At 66.8% G+C, this 15121-nt stretch carries 20 protein-coding genes; 8 read left to right on the forward strand and 12 right to left on the reverse strand.

What is annotated here, in order from left to right; genetic code table 11:
* Positions 1 to 43: 43 nt before the first annotated feature.
* The 6 genes from RBB34_RS14575 to RBB34_RS14600 all read right to left on the reverse strand — a co-directional run bounded on the left by RBB34_RS14575 (position 44) and on the right by RBB34_RS14600 (position 4304).
* Complete coding sequence (locus RBB34_RS14575) at positions 44 to 748, reverse strand: DnaJ domain-containing protein (RefSeq protein ID WP_306119960.1); 705 nt, start codon at positions 746 to 748, stop codon at positions 44 to 46.
* Positions 745 to 1434 carry a VWA domain-containing protein gene (locus RBB34_RS14580; RefSeq protein ID WP_346432544.1) on the reverse strand — a complete coding sequence of 230 codons (690 nt, stop codon included), beginning with the start codon at positions 1432 to 1434 and terminating at the stop codon, positions 745 to 747. The genes RBB34_RS14575 and RBB34_RS14580 overlap by 4 nt, the downstream gene beginning before the upstream one ends.
* Before the next feature lie 100 nt (positions 1435 to 1534).
* Positions 1535 to 2470: a division plane positioning ATPase MipZ gene (locus RBB34_RS14585; RefSeq protein WP_306119962.1), complete on the reverse strand. Its 936-nt coding sequence runs from the start codon at positions 2468 to 2470 to the stop codon at positions 1535 to 1537.
* A gap of 114 nt (positions 2471 to 2584) precedes the next feature.
* Entirely contained in the window at positions 2585 to 3019 is a 435-nt protein-coding gene (locus RBB34_RS14590) for a DUF1489 family protein (RefSeq protein ID WP_306119963.1), read from the reverse strand.
* Positions 3020 to 3152: 133 nt separating this feature from the next.
* Positions 3153 to 3416 (reverse strand): hypothetical protein, encoded by a 264-nt coding sequence (locus RBB34_RS14595; RefSeq protein WP_306119964.1) that lies wholly within the window; start codon positions 3414 to 3416, stop codon positions 3153 to 3155.
* Positions 3417 to 3515: 99 nt separating this feature from the next.
* The gene (locus RBB34_RS14600) at positions 3516 to 4304 is read right to left on the reverse strand and encodes a YdcF family protein (protein WP_306119965.1); all 789 of its coding nucleotides are present in this window, start codon (positions 4302 to 4304) and stop codon (positions 3516 to 3518) included.
* 93 nt (positions 4305 to 4397) lie between these two features.
* Here RBB34_RS14600 and RBB34_RS14605 point away from each other — a divergent pair, with 93 nt between their 5' ends.
* From RBB34_RS14605 to RBB34_RS14615, 3 genes are read left to right on the forward strand one after another with little or no spacing between them, the layout of a single operon-like run.
* A complete protein-coding gene (locus RBB34_RS14605) occupies positions 4398 to 5342 on the forward strand; it encodes a DMT family transporter (RefSeq protein WP_306119966.1) in 945 nt (314 codons plus the stop codon).
* On the forward strand, positions 5339 to 6343 hold the full coding sequence (locus RBB34_RS14610) for a heparan-alpha-glucosaminide N-acetyltransferase (RefSeq protein ID WP_306119967.1): 1005 nt from the start codon (positions 5339 to 5341) through the stop codon (positions 6341 to 6343). Before RBB34_RS14605 ends, RBB34_RS14610 begins: the two co-directional genes overlap by 4 nt.
* Before the next feature lie 10 nt (positions 6344 to 6353).
* Positions 6354 to 6833, forward strand: coding sequence for an isoprenylcysteine carboxylmethyltransferase family protein (locus tag RBB34_RS14615; protein ID WP_306119968.1), 480 nt, complete (start codon positions 6354 to 6356; stop codon positions 6831 to 6833).
* 13 nt (positions 6834 to 6846) lie between these two features.
* Here the strand turns inward: RBB34_RS14615 and RBB34_RS14620 are convergent, their stop codons facing one another.
* From RBB34_RS14620 to RBB34_RS14635, 4 genes are all read right to left on the reverse strand, one after another.
* Positions 6847 to 7233, reverse strand: a complete 387-nt coding sequence (locus RBB34_RS14620) for a MerR family DNA-binding transcriptional regulator (protein ID WP_306119969.1) — start codon at positions 7231 to 7233, stop codon at positions 6847 to 6849.
* 99 nt (positions 7234 to 7332) lie between these two features.
* Positions 7333 to 8745, reverse strand: coding sequence for a magnesium transporter (gene mgtE / locus RBB34_RS14625; protein ID WP_306119970.1), 1413 nt, complete (start codon positions 8743 to 8745; stop codon positions 7333 to 7335).
* Between the two features lie 157 nt (positions 8746 to 8902).
* On the reverse strand, positions 8903 to 9226 hold the full coding sequence (yidD, locus tag RBB34_RS14630) for a membrane protein insertion efficiency factor YidD (RefSeq protein WP_306119971.1): 324 nt from the start codon (positions 9224 to 9226) through the stop codon (positions 8903 to 8905).
* Positions 9223 to 9663 (reverse strand): iron-sulfur cluster assembly scaffold protein, encoded by a 441-nt coding sequence (locus RBB34_RS14635; RefSeq protein WP_306119972.1) that lies wholly within the window; start codon positions 9661 to 9663, stop codon positions 9223 to 9225. Before RBB34_RS14635 ends, yidD begins: the two co-directional genes overlap by 4 nt.
* Positions 9664 to 9837: 174 nt before the next feature.
* On the opposite strand from RBB34_RS14635, the gene folE reads away from it, so the two are divergent.
* Both folE and hisI read left to right on the forward strand, forming a co-directional pair.
* Positions 9838 to 10443 (forward strand): GTP cyclohydrolase I FolE, encoded by a 606-nt coding sequence (folE, locus tag RBB34_RS14640; RefSeq protein WP_306119973.1) that lies wholly within the window; start codon positions 9838 to 9840, stop codon positions 10441 to 10443.
* Positions 10444 to 10494: 51 nt separating this feature from the next.
* Positions 10495 to 10926 (forward strand): phosphoribosyl-AMP cyclohydrolase, encoded by a 432-nt coding sequence (hisI, locus tag RBB34_RS14645; RefSeq protein ID WP_306119974.1) that lies wholly within the window; start codon positions 10495 to 10497, stop codon positions 10924 to 10926.
* Between the two features lie 20 nt (positions 10927 to 10946).
* Here hisI and RBB34_RS14650 read toward each other — a convergent pair whose 3' ends face one another.
* Entirely contained in the window at positions 10947 to 11381 is a 435-nt protein-coding gene (locus tag RBB34_RS14650) for a CBS domain-containing protein (protein ID WP_306119975.1), read from the reverse strand.
* Positions 11382 to 11462: 81 nt separating this feature from the next.
* A complete protein-coding gene (locus tag RBB34_RS14655) occupies positions 11463 to 12212 on the reverse strand; it encodes a rhomboid family intramembrane serine protease (RefSeq protein ID WP_306119976.1) in 750 nt (249 codons plus the stop codon).
* A gap of 327 nt (positions 12213 to 12539) precedes the next feature.
* Here RBB34_RS14655 and RBB34_RS14660 point away from each other — a divergent pair, with 327 nt between their 5' ends.
* The 3 genes from RBB34_RS14660 (at position 12540) to RBB34_RS14670 (ending at position 15089) form a co-directional block, all read left to right on the forward strand.
* Complete coding sequence (locus RBB34_RS14660; protein ID WP_306119977.1) at positions 12540 to 13220, forward strand: PAS domain-containing protein; 681 nt, start codon at positions 12540 to 12542, stop codon at positions 13218 to 13220.
* A gap of 90 nt (positions 13221 to 13310) precedes the next feature.
* Positions 13311 to 13922 carry a PilZ domain-containing protein gene (locus RBB34_RS14665; protein ID WP_306119978.1) on the forward strand — a complete coding sequence of 204 codons (612 nt, stop codon included), beginning with the start codon at positions 13311 to 13313 and terminating at the stop codon, positions 13920 to 13922.
* A gap of 549 nt (positions 13923 to 14471) precedes the next feature.
* Entirely contained in the window at positions 14472 to 15089 is a 618-nt protein-coding gene (locus RBB34_RS14670) for a transglutaminase-like cysteine peptidase (RefSeq protein WP_306119979.1), read from the forward strand.
* Positions 15090 to 15121 lie beyond the last annotated feature (32 nt).

A 15121-nucleotide genomic window follows, 5' to 3' on the forward strand; every position in this document is an offset into this window, starting at 1 on the left:
CGGCTGTGTCCGCCGTCACCGCGTCTCAGCACAGTTTTGCGTATCAGGACCGTTCATTATGAAGTCGCAACAGAAAATCCTTCGCTTCGTTAATCCGCTGGGCCAGAAACGAACTGCCGCCGAGGTCGGGGTGGACGCGCTGCATGAGGCTTCGGTGGGCCTTGCGGATCTCGGCCAGCGACGCGCCCGGTTCAAGACCAAGGATCTGGTAGGCCTCCTGCTCTGTCATGGCGCCCGAATTGGCCGCGGGGCGCTCCCGCGGGCCGCCATCCGTGTCCGCGTCGTCGCGCCAACCGGGCATGCGGCGGTCAAGATACGCCTCCAGTAGCTGCACGCTCTCGCCGTCGTCCCGGACCTCCTGCGCCAGTTGCATGAGCTCTTCCTCGCTCATCGACTGAAGCTGACGGCCCTCGAATGTGCCGCCCAGGACCATCCCGTCCATCTCGCCGGTGTCATGGTCGAGGATCATTTCCAGCATCGCGCTGCGAACCGTCGAGCGCTGCCCCGGTGCGGCCCTTACGCTCGCCGCCCGGCGGGCCCGCGCGAACATGGCAAACGCGAACACGATCAGCGGCGCGCCCAGGCCGACCCGTCCGGTGATCGTCAGAAGAAGGCCCAGAAGTCCGATCGCGGACGGCCCGAACATGCGCAGCGTGGATGCAATCTGGGCCGGCGAGCTGACCAGAAAGTACCACACGCCCAGCGCGCCGAAACCCAACAGGCCGACCAGGACAATCAGCGCGGTCATCGACCGTTCGAGCCCCCCTTCAACTGGCCCAGCAGCTTGCGGTCCGACTGGCTGCCGCGTGCCTCGAGCGCCTTGAGCCCGCCGGTCGCGTAAACGGCGATCGACTTGAGCAGGTCGGCGAGCACCTGCGGGGCCGACGGATCGAAACGGAACCATCCGCCGCGGGTCAGGCGGGCCACTTCGCGAAACACCGTCTCGGCTCCGGGCTCCCTGCCCTCCTGGAAGACGAAGGCCGGCACGCCGCGCACGCCAAGCTGGCCAGCCGCATGACCGATCGCATCGGCGTTCTCCTCCATCGCATCGCCGATATAGACCAGAGCGGAGATTGGCGCCTTGTTGTGTTCCTTGAGCGCGTGCTTGAGAATTTTCTCGATCTGCGTGCGACCGGCCCGGCAGTCGATGCGGCTCATCATGCCGGCCAGTTCAGGCCCGTTGCGCGCCCAGCGCGAGGCACGGCATTCGCCGAAACCGCGAAAGTAGACCAGTTGCATGTTCAGCGACGTCGACCGGGCCACGCTCTCGAACATCTGCGCCTGGATGTTGCACGCCATGTCCCAGGTCGGCTGCCGGCTCATGGTGGCGTCCAGGGCAAGCACGATCCGTCCCGAGCCGCCGCTGCCCGGCTTGATCGTTCTGGCGGCGTTCAGGAATGCGGCAATGTCGCCGGATCCGGACTTTTCGGCCACCGACGATCGGCGCTTGTCGGGGGCGCTTGGATTTGCCGGTGTCTTGCTCATAAGTGCAAATGTGGCGCGACCGCCAGCCGATGCAAGGTTGCCGTGCAGGCTAGCTGGCGAAAATGTCAGGAATGCGGATAGGCTCGCGCGCCGCGCTCAGCCATTGCCGGCGCGCTTCGGCACGCCTGCGGCCCTGATCGTCCACCGGCAGCCGCAACGCCTCGATCAGCCGCCGCACCTCGTTGCGGGCCGCAAGATGCGACAATGACAGCCTTTGCGCGCCCGCCTCGGCATGCACGTCGTCGAGCGCGGTCAGCCCGCGCTGGAACCATTCGCGGAAGATCAGCCGCTCGCCGATGCCGTTGGCGAGCCGGAAGCCGAGCTTCATCGACAACTCGCGCATGCACGCATGCACGCGCCGCTCGTTGCGCGAGGAGATCGGCGACATGCGGTTGCGCACCACGACCCAGTCGATGATCTCGCCACTGCCGGCGCGCCGCTCGCGCCGGGCATCGCGCACCGCGCCGGCATATTGCGCAAGGTCCTGGATCTCGAAGGTTTCCGGATCGATATTGGCCAGCACGTCGAAGTCGATGAAGCTGTCATTGAGCGGCGTGATCAGCGTGTCGGCCTGCTGGTGGGCGAAGACCGATTGCGCCGTGTACGCGCCTGGCGTGTCGATGATGACGAAATCATGGGCGCTGCGGATCTCGTCGAACCCGGCGCGCCGGTTGGCGGCGTCGGACCGGCCGTTCGGTGCCTCGAGCGCGACGAAATGCGTCGAACACGCCAGATGTTCGCCGGAACGATCGATCCAGCGCCGGCGATAGTCGACATAGCGCGTCAGCGTCTTCTGGCGGGTGTCGACATCGAGGGTCGCGACGACGAAGCCAAGCTTGGCCAGCGCCACCGACACATGCATGGCGATCGTGGACTTGCCCGAACCGCCCTTCTCGTTGCCGCATACGATGACGTGGCAATGGGCCAGGCTGCGGTGACGTTCACCGCCGCTTGCAACCTCGCCGAACCACATCCGATCGCTCACCGACAGCCGCCCCGCCCGCTGACACGTCCCTTCCGGACGCTACCGCAAAAACGGCACCGCACAAACGGAAAAGCTCACGCTTGGTTAAGTGTTTACCGCCGATCCGCCGGTCGGTTACAGAAGACCGAGTTCGGCTAGCTCGGCGCGCATACTGGCGGGCATCTCCTGCATGCCGCTCGCCCGACCCAGATCGGCTGGCGCATCCTCGGGCCTGAGATAGCGCCAGCCCTGAAACGGCCGCCGCGGCTGCGGCACCGTCAGGACCAGTTCGGGATCGAGCACGATCTCGCACCGGCCAATGCCCTGGGCATCGGTGAACGGGCGAATGTCGATGACGCGCTGCCGGCTCTGCACGCGGCCCCTGGTCACCCAGTAGAGCGAGCCCTTGCCGACGATCTCGTCGGCCCGGCGCGGCACCATCCGCGTGGTGTGCGTGTGCTCCGCCGGAAGACCCGCCTCGCGCTGGCGGGCAAGGCGCATCTCGATCCAGGTGCGGTGGTCGTCGACGCTCTCGGCGCCCACGCACAGCTTGAGAAGATGCAGCGTCATGGTGCCAATCTGGTCAGCCAGGCGCCGGCTTCAACGGCGCGGCGGCGCCGTCCACAGGCTTTGCGACCGCCGGGGACGAAAAACGGGCCGCGTGATGCAGCCCGTCGACCGGCGCGCGAACGGATCTGGCGATTCAGGAAAGCGGTGCGGATTCGGTTGCGGCGATTTCGCCGACGCCGGGTGCGCCAATGACATATATGGCAAAGGCAATGAGCAGAAATCCGGCCAGCGCCCACACGGTAAGGCTCCAGCCCGGCTTTGCGGTTTGACGATCCATGAAAGCTCCATCGATTGCACCGGTCGGGCCGGTGGTTGTGTCGATCCAGATCGCGGCGGCGTATAGTCGCGGCGCCTGCCCTTCGCAAGCGCAAAAAACGCCAAAAGTGCCCGCCGCCATTCCGCACGCCCTCGGCGTTCGCCGATTGCATCGCGATTGCAAGGGCTTGCCGGTATCCGCTGATGTGGAACGCCGGCCTCGCCCAATGCCAAGGTCTGGTCAGGCGCGGCCGGTCAGCCGATAGACGAGCAGGCCCAGATGCTCGCGCAGGGCCGTCGAAAGGTGCGCGAGCGCGCCCACGGGGTCGTCGTTGAAGGGACGGAAGCCGACCGCGGCGGGCGTGCGGAAGTCGGTCGGCCAGGCGATGACCGCCATGCCGGCGCGTTCGAACACCGCCAGCGCCCGCGGCATGTGAAAGGCCGAGGTGACGAGCAATACCGCACCCTCGCCGCCGAGTCCGGCAACCAGCGGTTCGGTGAACATCGCGTTCTCATGGGTGTTGCGCGAACGCCCCTCGACGATCAGCCGTTCGGCCGGCAGGCCCAGCCGCGCGAAGAAGCGGCGGGCAATGACCGCGTCGCTTTCGCCCGCGCCCAGGAGCGAGGCATCGCCGCCGCTGACGATGACCACCGCCTCGGGATGCTCGCGCGCCAGCATGGCGGCCTCGACGAACCGGTCGCCCGACCCGTTGAGCGCGAAACCGCCGCGCCCGGCGGTCACCTCGCCCGAAAAGCCGCCGCCGAGCACGACGATGGCCTTGACTTGCGCAGCCTCCAGATCGGGCTCGGCCGGATGACGGTCTTCGAGACGGGCCATGGCCATCTCGCCAAGCGTCGTGAAGGCACCCAGATAGAGCACCGCCAGCGCCAGCACGAACGCGGCGCCGGTCAGCCGCACCCAACCGAAGGCCAGCGCGCCGAGCCCCGCCAGCATCAGGATCAGCACGATGGAGACCGGCTGCACGGCGAACCAGCCGATCTTGGAGACGATGAAGAAAAGGCCGTCCATCGCGTGCTCTCCCCGATGCGCCCGTCTTGCGCGGCGCGCGCTTGCACCCGGCGCCCTTGTGTGCCACCGCCTTGTGGTTTGCAAGGAACGACGATGACGCCCACCACCCTGACCACGACCATCACCCGGGCCGGTCCGCTGGATATCGGCCTTCTGGTTATGGTCGCCATGATCTGGGCTTCGGCCTTCATCGCCATCAAGATCGCGGTGCCCGAGACCGGCCCGCTCTGGCTGGCGACGATCCGCACGGCGATCGGCGCGGCGGTGCTGGCGCCCTATGCGCTGTGGCGCGGCCTGATCCTGCCGGCGAGCGCGCGCATGTGGACGCTTGTCACGGTCATGGCGATGCTCAACGTGGTGGTGCCGTTCTTTCTGATCTCCTGGGCCGAACTGACCATCGATGCCGGCATGACGGCGCTTCTGATGGGCACCGGCCCGTTTCTGGGCTTGATCGGAAGCCATCTGTTCACCCATGACGACAAGATGAACGCGGCCAAGCTGCTGGCGGTCGTCTTCGGCTTTTCGGGCATGGCGGTGCTGGTGGGCGGCACCGCCCTGGGCGGTTTCGGCCCCGGCCATCTGCTGGCCCAGCTCGCAACGCTGGGCGGCGTGGCCTGCTATGTCGTTGCCGGGCTGATCATCAGGCGCATCGACATCCCGCCGGTGCGGCTGGCCTTTCTTGCCCTGTCGATCGCCACGGTGGCGCTGGTGCCGCTGGCGCTTGTCGTCGACGGGCCCGTCGCGGTGATCCCGAGCGCCCCGGCCCTCTGGGCGCTGGTCTTTCTGGGCGTGTTTCCGACCGGCGTCGCCTATGTGATGCGATTCTACCTGATCCGGAAGATCGGCTATTCGACATTTTCGCTGTCGATCTACATGATCCCGGCCTTCGGCGTCCTGCTGGGCTTCTTGATCCTGGGCGAGGCGCTCAGCCCCAAGCTGGTCGTCGCGCTCGCACTGGTCCTGACCGGGCTGTATTTCGCCCAGCGCGGCGGCGGCCCGGCCCGCTCCGCCGCCCGGCCCGACGAGACGGTCAAGTGAGTTTCGTCGGCGCCCCGAGCGAAGCGGCTGCGGGCGGCCGCGGCCGGATCGACGCGATCGACGTGGCGCGCGGCGTCGCGCTCGTCGCCATGGCGACCTATCACTTCGCCTGGGATCTCGAATTCTTCGGCTATCTGGAGCCGGGCACCTCCGGGACCGGCGCGCTGAAGATCTATGCGCGCGCCATCGCCTCATCCTTCCTGTTCCTGGTCGGCGTGAGCCTCGTCCTCGCCCATGGCCGCGGCATCAGGTGGCGTCCCTTCGCGCGGCGCTGGGTGATGGTCGCCGGCGCGGCGGCGCTGATCACGGTGGCGACCTGGTTCGCAACGCCCGAAAGCTTCGTCTTCTTCGGCATCCTGCACCACATCGCGCTCGCCAGCCTTCTGGGCCTGTTGTTCCTGCCGCTGCCATGGTGGGCGCTTGTCGGCCTCGCCGTCGCCATCCAGATCGCGACCCCTTTCCTGCAGACGCCGCAATTCGCCGATCCGGCGACCTACTGGACCGGTCTTTCCTCGATCCCGCCGCGCTCGAACGACTTCGTGCCCGTGCTGCCCTGGTTCTCGGCGACGCTTGGCGGCATGGCCGCTGGCAAGCTCCTGTTCTTCGTCGCGGAAACGCCCGGAGCGCTGACGCCCGGCGGCTGGCGCGCCAGCGGCCCGGTGTGGAACACGCTCGCCGTGTTCGGCCGCTGGAGCCTGACCTTCTATCTGCTGCACCAGCCCATCCTGATCGCGTTGGTCTATGGGTTTTCGCTGGTCGCGCCGCCCGACCCGGCCGCCGATTTCGCCCGCGCCTGCCAGGCCCAGTGCACGGCGAGTTTCGATGCCGCGCCCTTCACGGTCTATTGCGCCTGCGCGCAGGCCGAACTGACGGCCGCCGGCAAGATGCAGAGTCTGGCCGACGATCCGTCGCTGGCGCAGACCGATCTTGAGACCGGCCGGATCATCGCCCAATGTGCGTTCGAGGCCGGCCTGACCGGCAAAACCGAGACCGGGCGGTGACCGACGAACCATGACCAGCAAGCACGCCGAACGCCCCAACACCGTTCCCTGGCCGCCGATCCTGCTGGTGACGTCGCTTCTGATCGGCTTTGCGCTCGATGCACGCGTGCCGCTGGGCTGGCCCGCCGGCATGTGGGGCGACCTCACCGGCGGGCTCGGCCTGTTCCTGATCGTCATCGCCATCATCATCGACATCGGCGCCATGCGCACCATGTTCACCGCGCGCACGACGATCCTGCCGCACCGCGGCAGCGACCGGCTCGTCACGGGCGGCATCTTCCGCTTCAGCCGCAATCCGATCTATGTCGCCAATGCGCTGCTGCTGATCGGCATCGGGCTGTTCGTCGGCAATTTGTGGCTGCTCGCCATGGCCGTTATCAACGCCATCGCCACGCAAAAGCTCGCCATCGAGCGCGAGGAGGCGCATCTGGAGGCGCGATTCGGCAAGACCTATCGCGACTACAAGAAGAAGGTGAACCGCTGGCTGTGAGGGCGTTGCCGGTTCAACTCGCCACGCGCAGCTCCGCCAACCGGTTCACGCAGGTCTCCTCGACCTGGTCGAGCTCGGCCAACGTGTCCTCGATGTCCTTGCGCTTCTGACGCAGCTCGGCGCGCTTTTCCTCCACGCGATCGATGATCGTGCGCAACTGCCCCGCCTCGCCCGGCGGTGTCTTGTACATCTGGATGATCTCGCGGATTTCGGCGATGGAAAAGCCGAGCCGCTTGCCGCGCAGGATCTGCTTGACCAGATGCCGGTCGCCGGGCCGGAACAGCCGCGTGCGCCCGCGCCTGACGGGCGCGATCAGCCCCTCGTCCTCGTAAAAGCGCAAGGTGCGCGTGGAGATCCCGAATTCCCGGGTCAGTTCGGTGATCGTGTAGAATTCGCGCATCCGATTGCCGCCCGCACGGGGCGCTTCCGCCTGAAAGCGGCAGCATAGGGAAATTCTTACGTAAAAGTCAATTGACCGCGCAGGATCGCGGAAAATCAATCAGATGCCGAACCACCAGGCGGCAAGGCCGAGAAAGGCGAAGAAACCGACCACATCGGTCACCGTGGTCACGAAGACACTGGAGGCGACGGCCGGATCGACTTTGAGCCGGTCCAGGATCAGCGGCACGAAGATGCCGGCCAGCGCCGCCGAGACCATGTTGATGATCATGGCCAGCGCGATGACCGCGCCGAGCCCGGGCGTCCAGAACCAGATCGAGGCGACGATGCCGATGACGAGCGCGAACATGATGCCGTTGAGAAAGCCGACCATGAGTTCGCGCCGCACGATGCGCCCGGCATTGTAGATGTCCAACTCGCGCGTGGCCAGCGCCCGCACGGCGACGGTCATGGTCTGCGTGCCCGCATTGCCGCCCATGGACGCGACGATCGGCATCAGCACGGCGAGCGCGACCATCTGCTCGATGGTCGCATCGAACAGCCCGATCACGAAGGAGGCGAGCACCGCCGTGCCCAGATTGATCAGCAGCCAGGAAAAGCGCGAACGGGTCGTCTCGATGACGGTGTTGGACAGTTCCTCGTCGCCGACCCCGCCAAGGCGCTTGATGTCCTCGTCGGCCTCCTCCTGGATCACATCGACCACGTCGTCGATGGTCAGAACGCCGACCAGGCGCTCGTTCTCGTCGACCACGGCCGCCGAGAGCAGGTCGTAGCGCTCGAAGATCTGCGCGGCCTCTTCCTGGTCCATGACGGCGGGGATCGCATGGCGCGTCTCGCGCATGATCTGCTCGATGCGCACATCGCGCTGCGCCCGCAGGATGCGATCCAGATCGACCGCCCCGACCAGCCGGAAGGTCGGATCGATCACGAAGATCTGCGCGAAGCTGACCGGCAGGTCCTCGTTGTCACGAAGGTAGTCGATCGTCTGGCCGACATTCCAGTAGGGCGGCACGGCGACGAAATCGGCCTGCATGCGCCGGCCGGCGCTGTCCTCGGGATAGTCGAGCGACCGCCTGAGCCTGATGCGCTCGGTAAAGGGAATCCGGGCGAGAATGTCGGCCTGCTCGGCCTCGTCCATGTCCTCGAGGATATAGACCGCATCGTCCGAATCGATCTGCTGCAGCGCCAGCGCGATCTGCTCGTTGGGCAGGACCGTGACGATGTCGCGCCGTGCCGCGTCGTCGATATGGGTGAGCGCGGAATAGTCGAAGCGCTCGCCCAGAAGCGCGACCAGTTCCTGGCGTTCGGCCGGCTCGAGCGTCTGCAGCAGGTCGCCGATCTCCGAGGCGTGCAACGGTCCGACGGCCTGAGCCAGCGCCTCCTCGCTGCCCGTGCGGATCGCCGTGTCGATCTGGTCGAGGAAATCGGCGCGGATCGCGCCATCCTCGCTGTAGATCCCCGCTGCGTCGAAATCGGCCCTGGGATTGATCTCGGCGCTCGACTTGGCGTTCAATGTGCGTGCTCCGGTTTGGGTCTGTTGCGTATCGGCATGCAAGGCTGCGCTGGTGTCCAGCAGACCCTGGGTCGTGGTGATCGCCGCCGCCACCGGTCGCCTGGCGGCGGCAGACCGGCGACGCGATCGACCAATGGCGCGCCGTGTCAGCCGTTCGTCATCGGCGGCCGCGTCGCGACCAGTGGAAATGCTCGGGAACGTTGTCAATGCCCGCCGTTCCGAACGGGCCGCACTTGGCCACGCGGCGTGCGGTCAGCCACGCACCGGGCACCAGCCCGTGCCGCGCGATCGCCTCGTAGCCATACTCCGAGCAGGTGGGCATGTGCCGGCAGGTGTGGCCGACAAAGCCCGAAAGGGTGAGCTGGTAGAGCCGGATCAGCGCGGTCCCGACGAGCCGGCCCGGCGTCTTCGGCCACGGGCCGTCCCAGTTGCGCGAGCGCGGCGCGACGCCGCGGCGGTGTTCGGTCGAGCCGGAGTTCATGCCGCGTGCTCGCGGGCCGCGATCTGGTCGAGCGCGTCGACGACGGCATCGAATACCAGCAGCGTGGAAGCATGGCGCGCCCTGTAGTCCTTGACCGGCTGCAGGCAGGCCAGATCGGCAAAGCGTCCCTGCGGCGGCGGGCCGTCATGCTTGAGCATGCCGATCATCGTCTCGCGCAGGGCGCGCAGTTCCGAAGCGGTCGTGCCGACGATATGCCGCGCCACCACCGCCGCCGATGCCTGCCCCAGCGCGCAGGCCTTGACCTCGTGACCGTAGGCGGCGACGCGGTCATTGGCCAGCGCAAGATCGACGGTCACCGTCGACCCGCACAGCTTGGAATGGGCCGTGGCGGTCGCATCGGGCGCCTCCAGACGGTCGACGGCGGCGATGTTGCCGGCAAGTTCGAGAATGCGCGCATTGTAGATGTCGTTGATCATGTCTGGCGCCTTTTCGCCATGTCGCCACCGCCGGGCGGTGGCGTTCCGTGCCCTGACGCTTATATAGGAGGACAATGTCCGAGGCGGCAAGGCACGACGGAATCAGCGAACGCGATCTGGTCCATTCAAGGCCCCATGCGTAAGGATCGTCGGGTTCCACAAAGGAGACGGAAGATGGACGCCATCGTCACAAACGTTGTCGAGACCGGTGCGGACCGCCCGACGCGGCAGGAGGCCGAAGCGGCGGTGCTCACGCTCCTGAAATGGATCGGCGACGACCCCGACCGCGAAGGACTGCGCGCGACGCCCGGCCGCGTCGTCAAGGCCTATGAGGAGATGTTCGGCGGCTACGCGCACGATCCCGTCGACATGCTCGGCACGACCTTCGAGGACGTCGCCGGCTATGACGATATCGTCCTGGTCAAGGACATTTCCTTTCATTCCCATTGCGAGCACCACATGGTGCCGATCATCGGCAAGGCCCATGTCGCCTATCTGCCCGATGACCGCGTGCTGGGTCTGTCCAAGATCGCCCGTGTCGTCGACGTGCTGGCCCGGCGCCTGCAGACGCAGGAGACCATGACCGCGCAGATCGCCACGGCGATCGACGACGCCCTCGCCCCGCGCGGCACCGCCGTCATGCTCGAGGCCGAGCACATGTGCATGGCCATGCGCGGTATTCGCAAGCATGGCTCGACCACGCTCACCACGCGCTTTTCCGGCGCCTTCGAGGATCGCGACGAGCAGCGCCGGTTCATCGATCTGGTGGGCGCGCGATGACGGTTCGCCGGCGCACTTGATCGGGGCCACGATGCGGCCTAATCGGGGGCCATGACAGAGCCGACCGCAACGGGCATCTTTGCTCCGCCGCCAGACGACAAGGCCGCCCTCGAAGAGGGTGCGGCCTTCACTCCACGGTTTTCCGAGGACGGGCTGATCACCGCCGTCGTCACCGATGCGACCGATGGCGGTGTCGTCATGGTCGCCCACATGAACGCGCAGGCCCTTGCGATGTGCCTGCGCACCGGCATCGCCCACTACTGGTCGCGCTCGCGCGGCCGGCTGTGGAAGAAGGGCGAGACCTCCGGCAACGTTCAGGAGATCGTCGAGATGCGCACCGATTGCGACCAGGACGTGATCCTGATCGCCGTGCGCACCCGCGGCGACGGCGTCAACTGCCACACCGGCCGCCGATCCTGCTTTTACCGGCGCGTGGTCAGCGACGGCAATGGCGCGCTGGCGCTCGAATTCGCCGAAGGCTGAAGCGATCCCCCGCGGCCCGGCTACACCGACGAGACAATGTAGGAACGGATCTGCTCGGCCTCCTGCTCGATCTCGGCAATGCGCCGCTTGACGACGTCGCCGATCGAGATGATGCCGATCAGCTTGCCCTCGCGCTCGACCGGCAGGTGCCGAAACCGGCCCTTCGTCATCAGTTCCATCAGGTGATTGATCGGCATGTCCTCGCGGCACGTGACGACCGCGCGCGTCATCAGCGCCGAGACCGGTTCGGAAAGCGCGCCGGCCCCGCGGTTGCCGATCGCGCGCACCACGTCGCGCTCGGACAGGATGCCTTCGATGCCCGCATCCGCGTTGGTGACGACCATGGCGCCGACCTTGTGCCGCGCCAGCGACCGCACGGCGTCCATGATCGAGGCGTCCGCCGACAGCGTGAAGACGTCGGTACCCTTGTCCTCCAATATCCGCGCAACAGTCATTGCAGCTCCTCCTTGACGCGCCCCCGGGCCAGCATGGCGCCAAAGCCCTGCGCTTGACAAGTCGCCTCCGAGCGCGGGCCGTCAGGCGCGCGGGCCGCGATCGATCAGGCCGATGGCGAAGAAACCGGTCAGAAGGCCGCCGATATGGGCCTCCCAGGCGATCGAGGCGCCGCCGGCCAGGCCGAACAGGTCCATGCCGGTGGCGAAGTTGAGCGCCATCCAGATCAGCAGGAACGGCACCACGCCGCGCTGGCGCAGCGAAGCGAGCGGGCCCATCAGCGGCGCCGCGAACCCGTGCCGCGGATTGCGCCGGTCCGCCTTGAAGCCGAACCGCGCGGCCGCGCCCAGAAAGCCCGAAACGGCGCCCGATGCGCCCAGAAGCGGCACCATGTCGCCAAAATAGATCGCCGTGTGCAGCACGACGGCGCCCAGCGCGGTGACGATCCAGAAGGCAAACGTGCCCACCCAGCCCAGCCGCCAGGCGACGGGCGCGCCGAAGACCACCAGCCAGATCATGTTGAAGCCCAGATGGACCCAGTCGCCATGCAGGAAGGTGTGCGTGACCGGCGACACCAGCGTCGGCAGGTCCGGAACGAAGAAGCCCGGCGCGTAGCGGATCGGAAAGAACGCGAAATTGACGATGAGCCAGCGATCGATCGCCCCGTCAAGGATCACGGTGCGCAGCACGTGCACGCCCACGCAGATGGCGACCAGCACGACAATGGCGCCGTGCAGGTTGAAGGCCGGCTGACGCGGCGCGCCGGCGGGCATGCCGCCTCGTCCCTCCGGGCCCTGCCCGCGCGGGTCTTGCTTGCGTTCGGGCGCGGACATCGCACGCTCCTTTGTTCGGCCGTCCCACCGTACAGACCAACAAGAAAAGGCCATCCAGGTTGCCCTGAATGGCCTGGTGAGCCCCCTGCCCACACCATAGTCCGATTCGAGTGCTGCGACCGGGCCGCTGCGTTGGCACGGTTAATGCCAGATGAACGCGCCGCTTGCAACGCATCACCGGCCGTTAACCTTAACCCGCGGCCGCCACCGGCCGCGCCCTGCCCCCGGCCCGCCGGTTGCAACCCGGATTTTCGGGGACCAGCAATCGCCCTGCCGTGGCCCGAAACGACACGGCCGGGCCGTTGCGCCAGACAGAAGGTGGGCCAGGTGCGTCACAACGGGACACGGAAGCTCTTTGAATACTGGAACCGGCTGCGCGGCGATCGCTCGGCACCGGAACGCGCCGAGATCGCCCCCGAGGCGATCGGCCGCGATCTGCCCGCCACCTTCATCGTCGACGCCTCGGCCGATCCGGCGCGCTTCCGGCTTGCCGGCACCCGCATCGGCACCCTGTTCGATCGCGAACTTACCGGCGCGCCCTTCATGACCCTGTTCGAGCCCGACGACCGGCTGCTCGCCGGCCGCCTCCTCGCTGCGGTGACGGGCGAACACACCATCGCGATTCTCGATCTCGTCGGACAGGCGCGTGGCGATCGGTCCGTCACGCTGGAACTGGTCATGCTGCCCCTGTGCGATGCCGACCCGCGCGTGCTCGGTGCGCTCAATCCGCTATCGGTGCCCTATTGGCTGGGCGCCGATCCGATCGCGCCGCTGCGCATGGCCGGTGTCAGGCTGCTCGATCCCGACCGCGAACTGTTCAGCCTGGCCAATCGCCCGGCGATTGCGCTGCCCGAACGGCGCGGCCGGCCCACTCGCGCGGGGGCCGCGTTGCGCGTCATCGACGGGACCCGCCACGTGCAGCCCGGCTTTCGCACCGGCTCGCCCGTCCCGCGCCCGGACCTGCGCATCGTTCATGGCGGACGCGCGAACGGGGCCGACCCGGCCTGACAATTGGCGGTTGTCGCCCAAACATTACCGGTTGTTAACCAGCGCCGGCCTAAGCTCGCGCGGAAAAAACCAGACATGTGGTAAAGCCAGATGCTCACCGCCGCCGCAGCGGATCAAGACGCGCATGCCGGGCCGAACCGGCGGACCTTCCAGCGTGTGAAGGTCAACCTCCATGGCCGTTTCATGCTGCAGGATCGCTCCGAGCATGCCTGCCAGATCCTCGACATGTCGCCGGCGACCGCCACCGTTTTCACCGAGGCCGTTGCCAGGCAGGGCGAGCGGATCGTGGCCTATATCGACCATATCGGCCGCGTCGAGGGCCATGTCGTGCGCCTGTTCGAAGGCGGCTTTGCGATGGACCTGAACACGTCGACCCGCAAGCAGGAAAAGCTGGCCGCGCAACTCGTCTGGCTCGCCAACAAGCACGAACTCGACCTGCCCGAAGACCGCCGCCACGAGCGCATCGTGCCCAAGAACCCCTCCTCGATCCTGACCCTGACCGATGGCCGGCAATATCGCTGCCGCATTCTCGACCTGTCGCTGTCCGGTGCGGCGGTGGCGATCAATGTGCGGCCGGCGATCGGCACGCTCGTCACGCTCGGCGGGATGCGCGGCCAGGTCGTGCGCCATTTCGAGGAAGGCATCGCCATCGAGTTCGCCTTCGTCCAGCGCCGCGAATCGCTTGCCGAATTCCTCGGCTGACGCGGACCGAAGGCGCCCTGCCCGTCACCAGACCCAATCGCCGGCCATCGCCCGCGTCCAGGACGCAAAGCCCGTTTCGTGATTGAACGTGCCGTCGGGCGAAATCCGGATCGGCCAGGGCAGCGCTAACCAGATCAATCCGGTGCGGCTTGGTCCTGAAGCGCGTTGAGCGCCCTTCCGCCGGCAATGCGCCGGTCCGAAAACCACCCCGCGCCGGTCCCGTTCGGCCATTGGCGTCGTGCCCCGTGTCACGCGCCGAGACCGGCATTGCTCTGGCCCGCCCGGCGCGGGTCCCCTCCATGACTGGCCGTTTGCGCACATGCGACCCGTGCCGCGCCCGGCGGTCCGAGGCGGCAACCATGCCCGGCAACCGTTTCCGGCAACCCAAACGACCGCGACGGCCATCGGTCGACTTTGAATAAACTTATCGGAAAATTCTACTCAATTATTACTTACATTGCCTATCAATAATAATCAAATATGGGTGCGTCTATTTGCTCGATATAGATTTGTATTTGCCAGTGTGTCCGAAAACGGGGAGTCGGACACATGGGTATATATGGGGACGTTCAATCGCCAGAGGCGCGACGCGTCGGCGCGACGGTCGGCATCGCCGCCTTGCTGGTCATCGCCGCAAGCGGCGCCAGGGCAGATATCATGCCGACCAACGGCCGGACCACCCAGCCGATCGGCCACTATGAGTTCTGCCAGCGCTATCCGGCCGAATGCGGATCGACGGGCCGCGCCCAGCCCGAGCCGCTCAGCCGTGCCGCCTGGCAGGCGATGATCGACGTCAACAACCAGGTCAACACGACCGTGCGTCCACTGACCGACATGCAGATCTGGGGCCGCGAGGAGCTGTGGTCCTATCCGACAGATGTCGGCGATTGCGAGGATTATGTCCTTGAAAAGCGCAAGCGGCTCATCGACAGGGGGTTTCATCCCTCCAACCTGCTGATCACCGTGGTCCGCCAGCCCAATGGCGACGGCCACGCCGTTCTCACCGTGCGCACCGATCGCGGCGAGTTCATTCTCGACAATCTCGTCGGTCAGATCGACGACTGGCGCGACACGCCATACACCTATCTCAAGCGCCAGAACACGGCCCATGCGGGCCGCTGGGTCGGCATTGACGACGAACGCGCCCGCGTTCTCGCCTCGCGATAGGAGCCTTTGCCCGGTCGAGTCCCCACCCACCA

The organism is Roseitalea sp. MMSF_3546 (assembly GCF_030732865.1).
GTDB lineage: Bacteria > Pseudomonadota > Alphaproteobacteria > Rhizobiales > Rhizobiaceae > Roseitalea.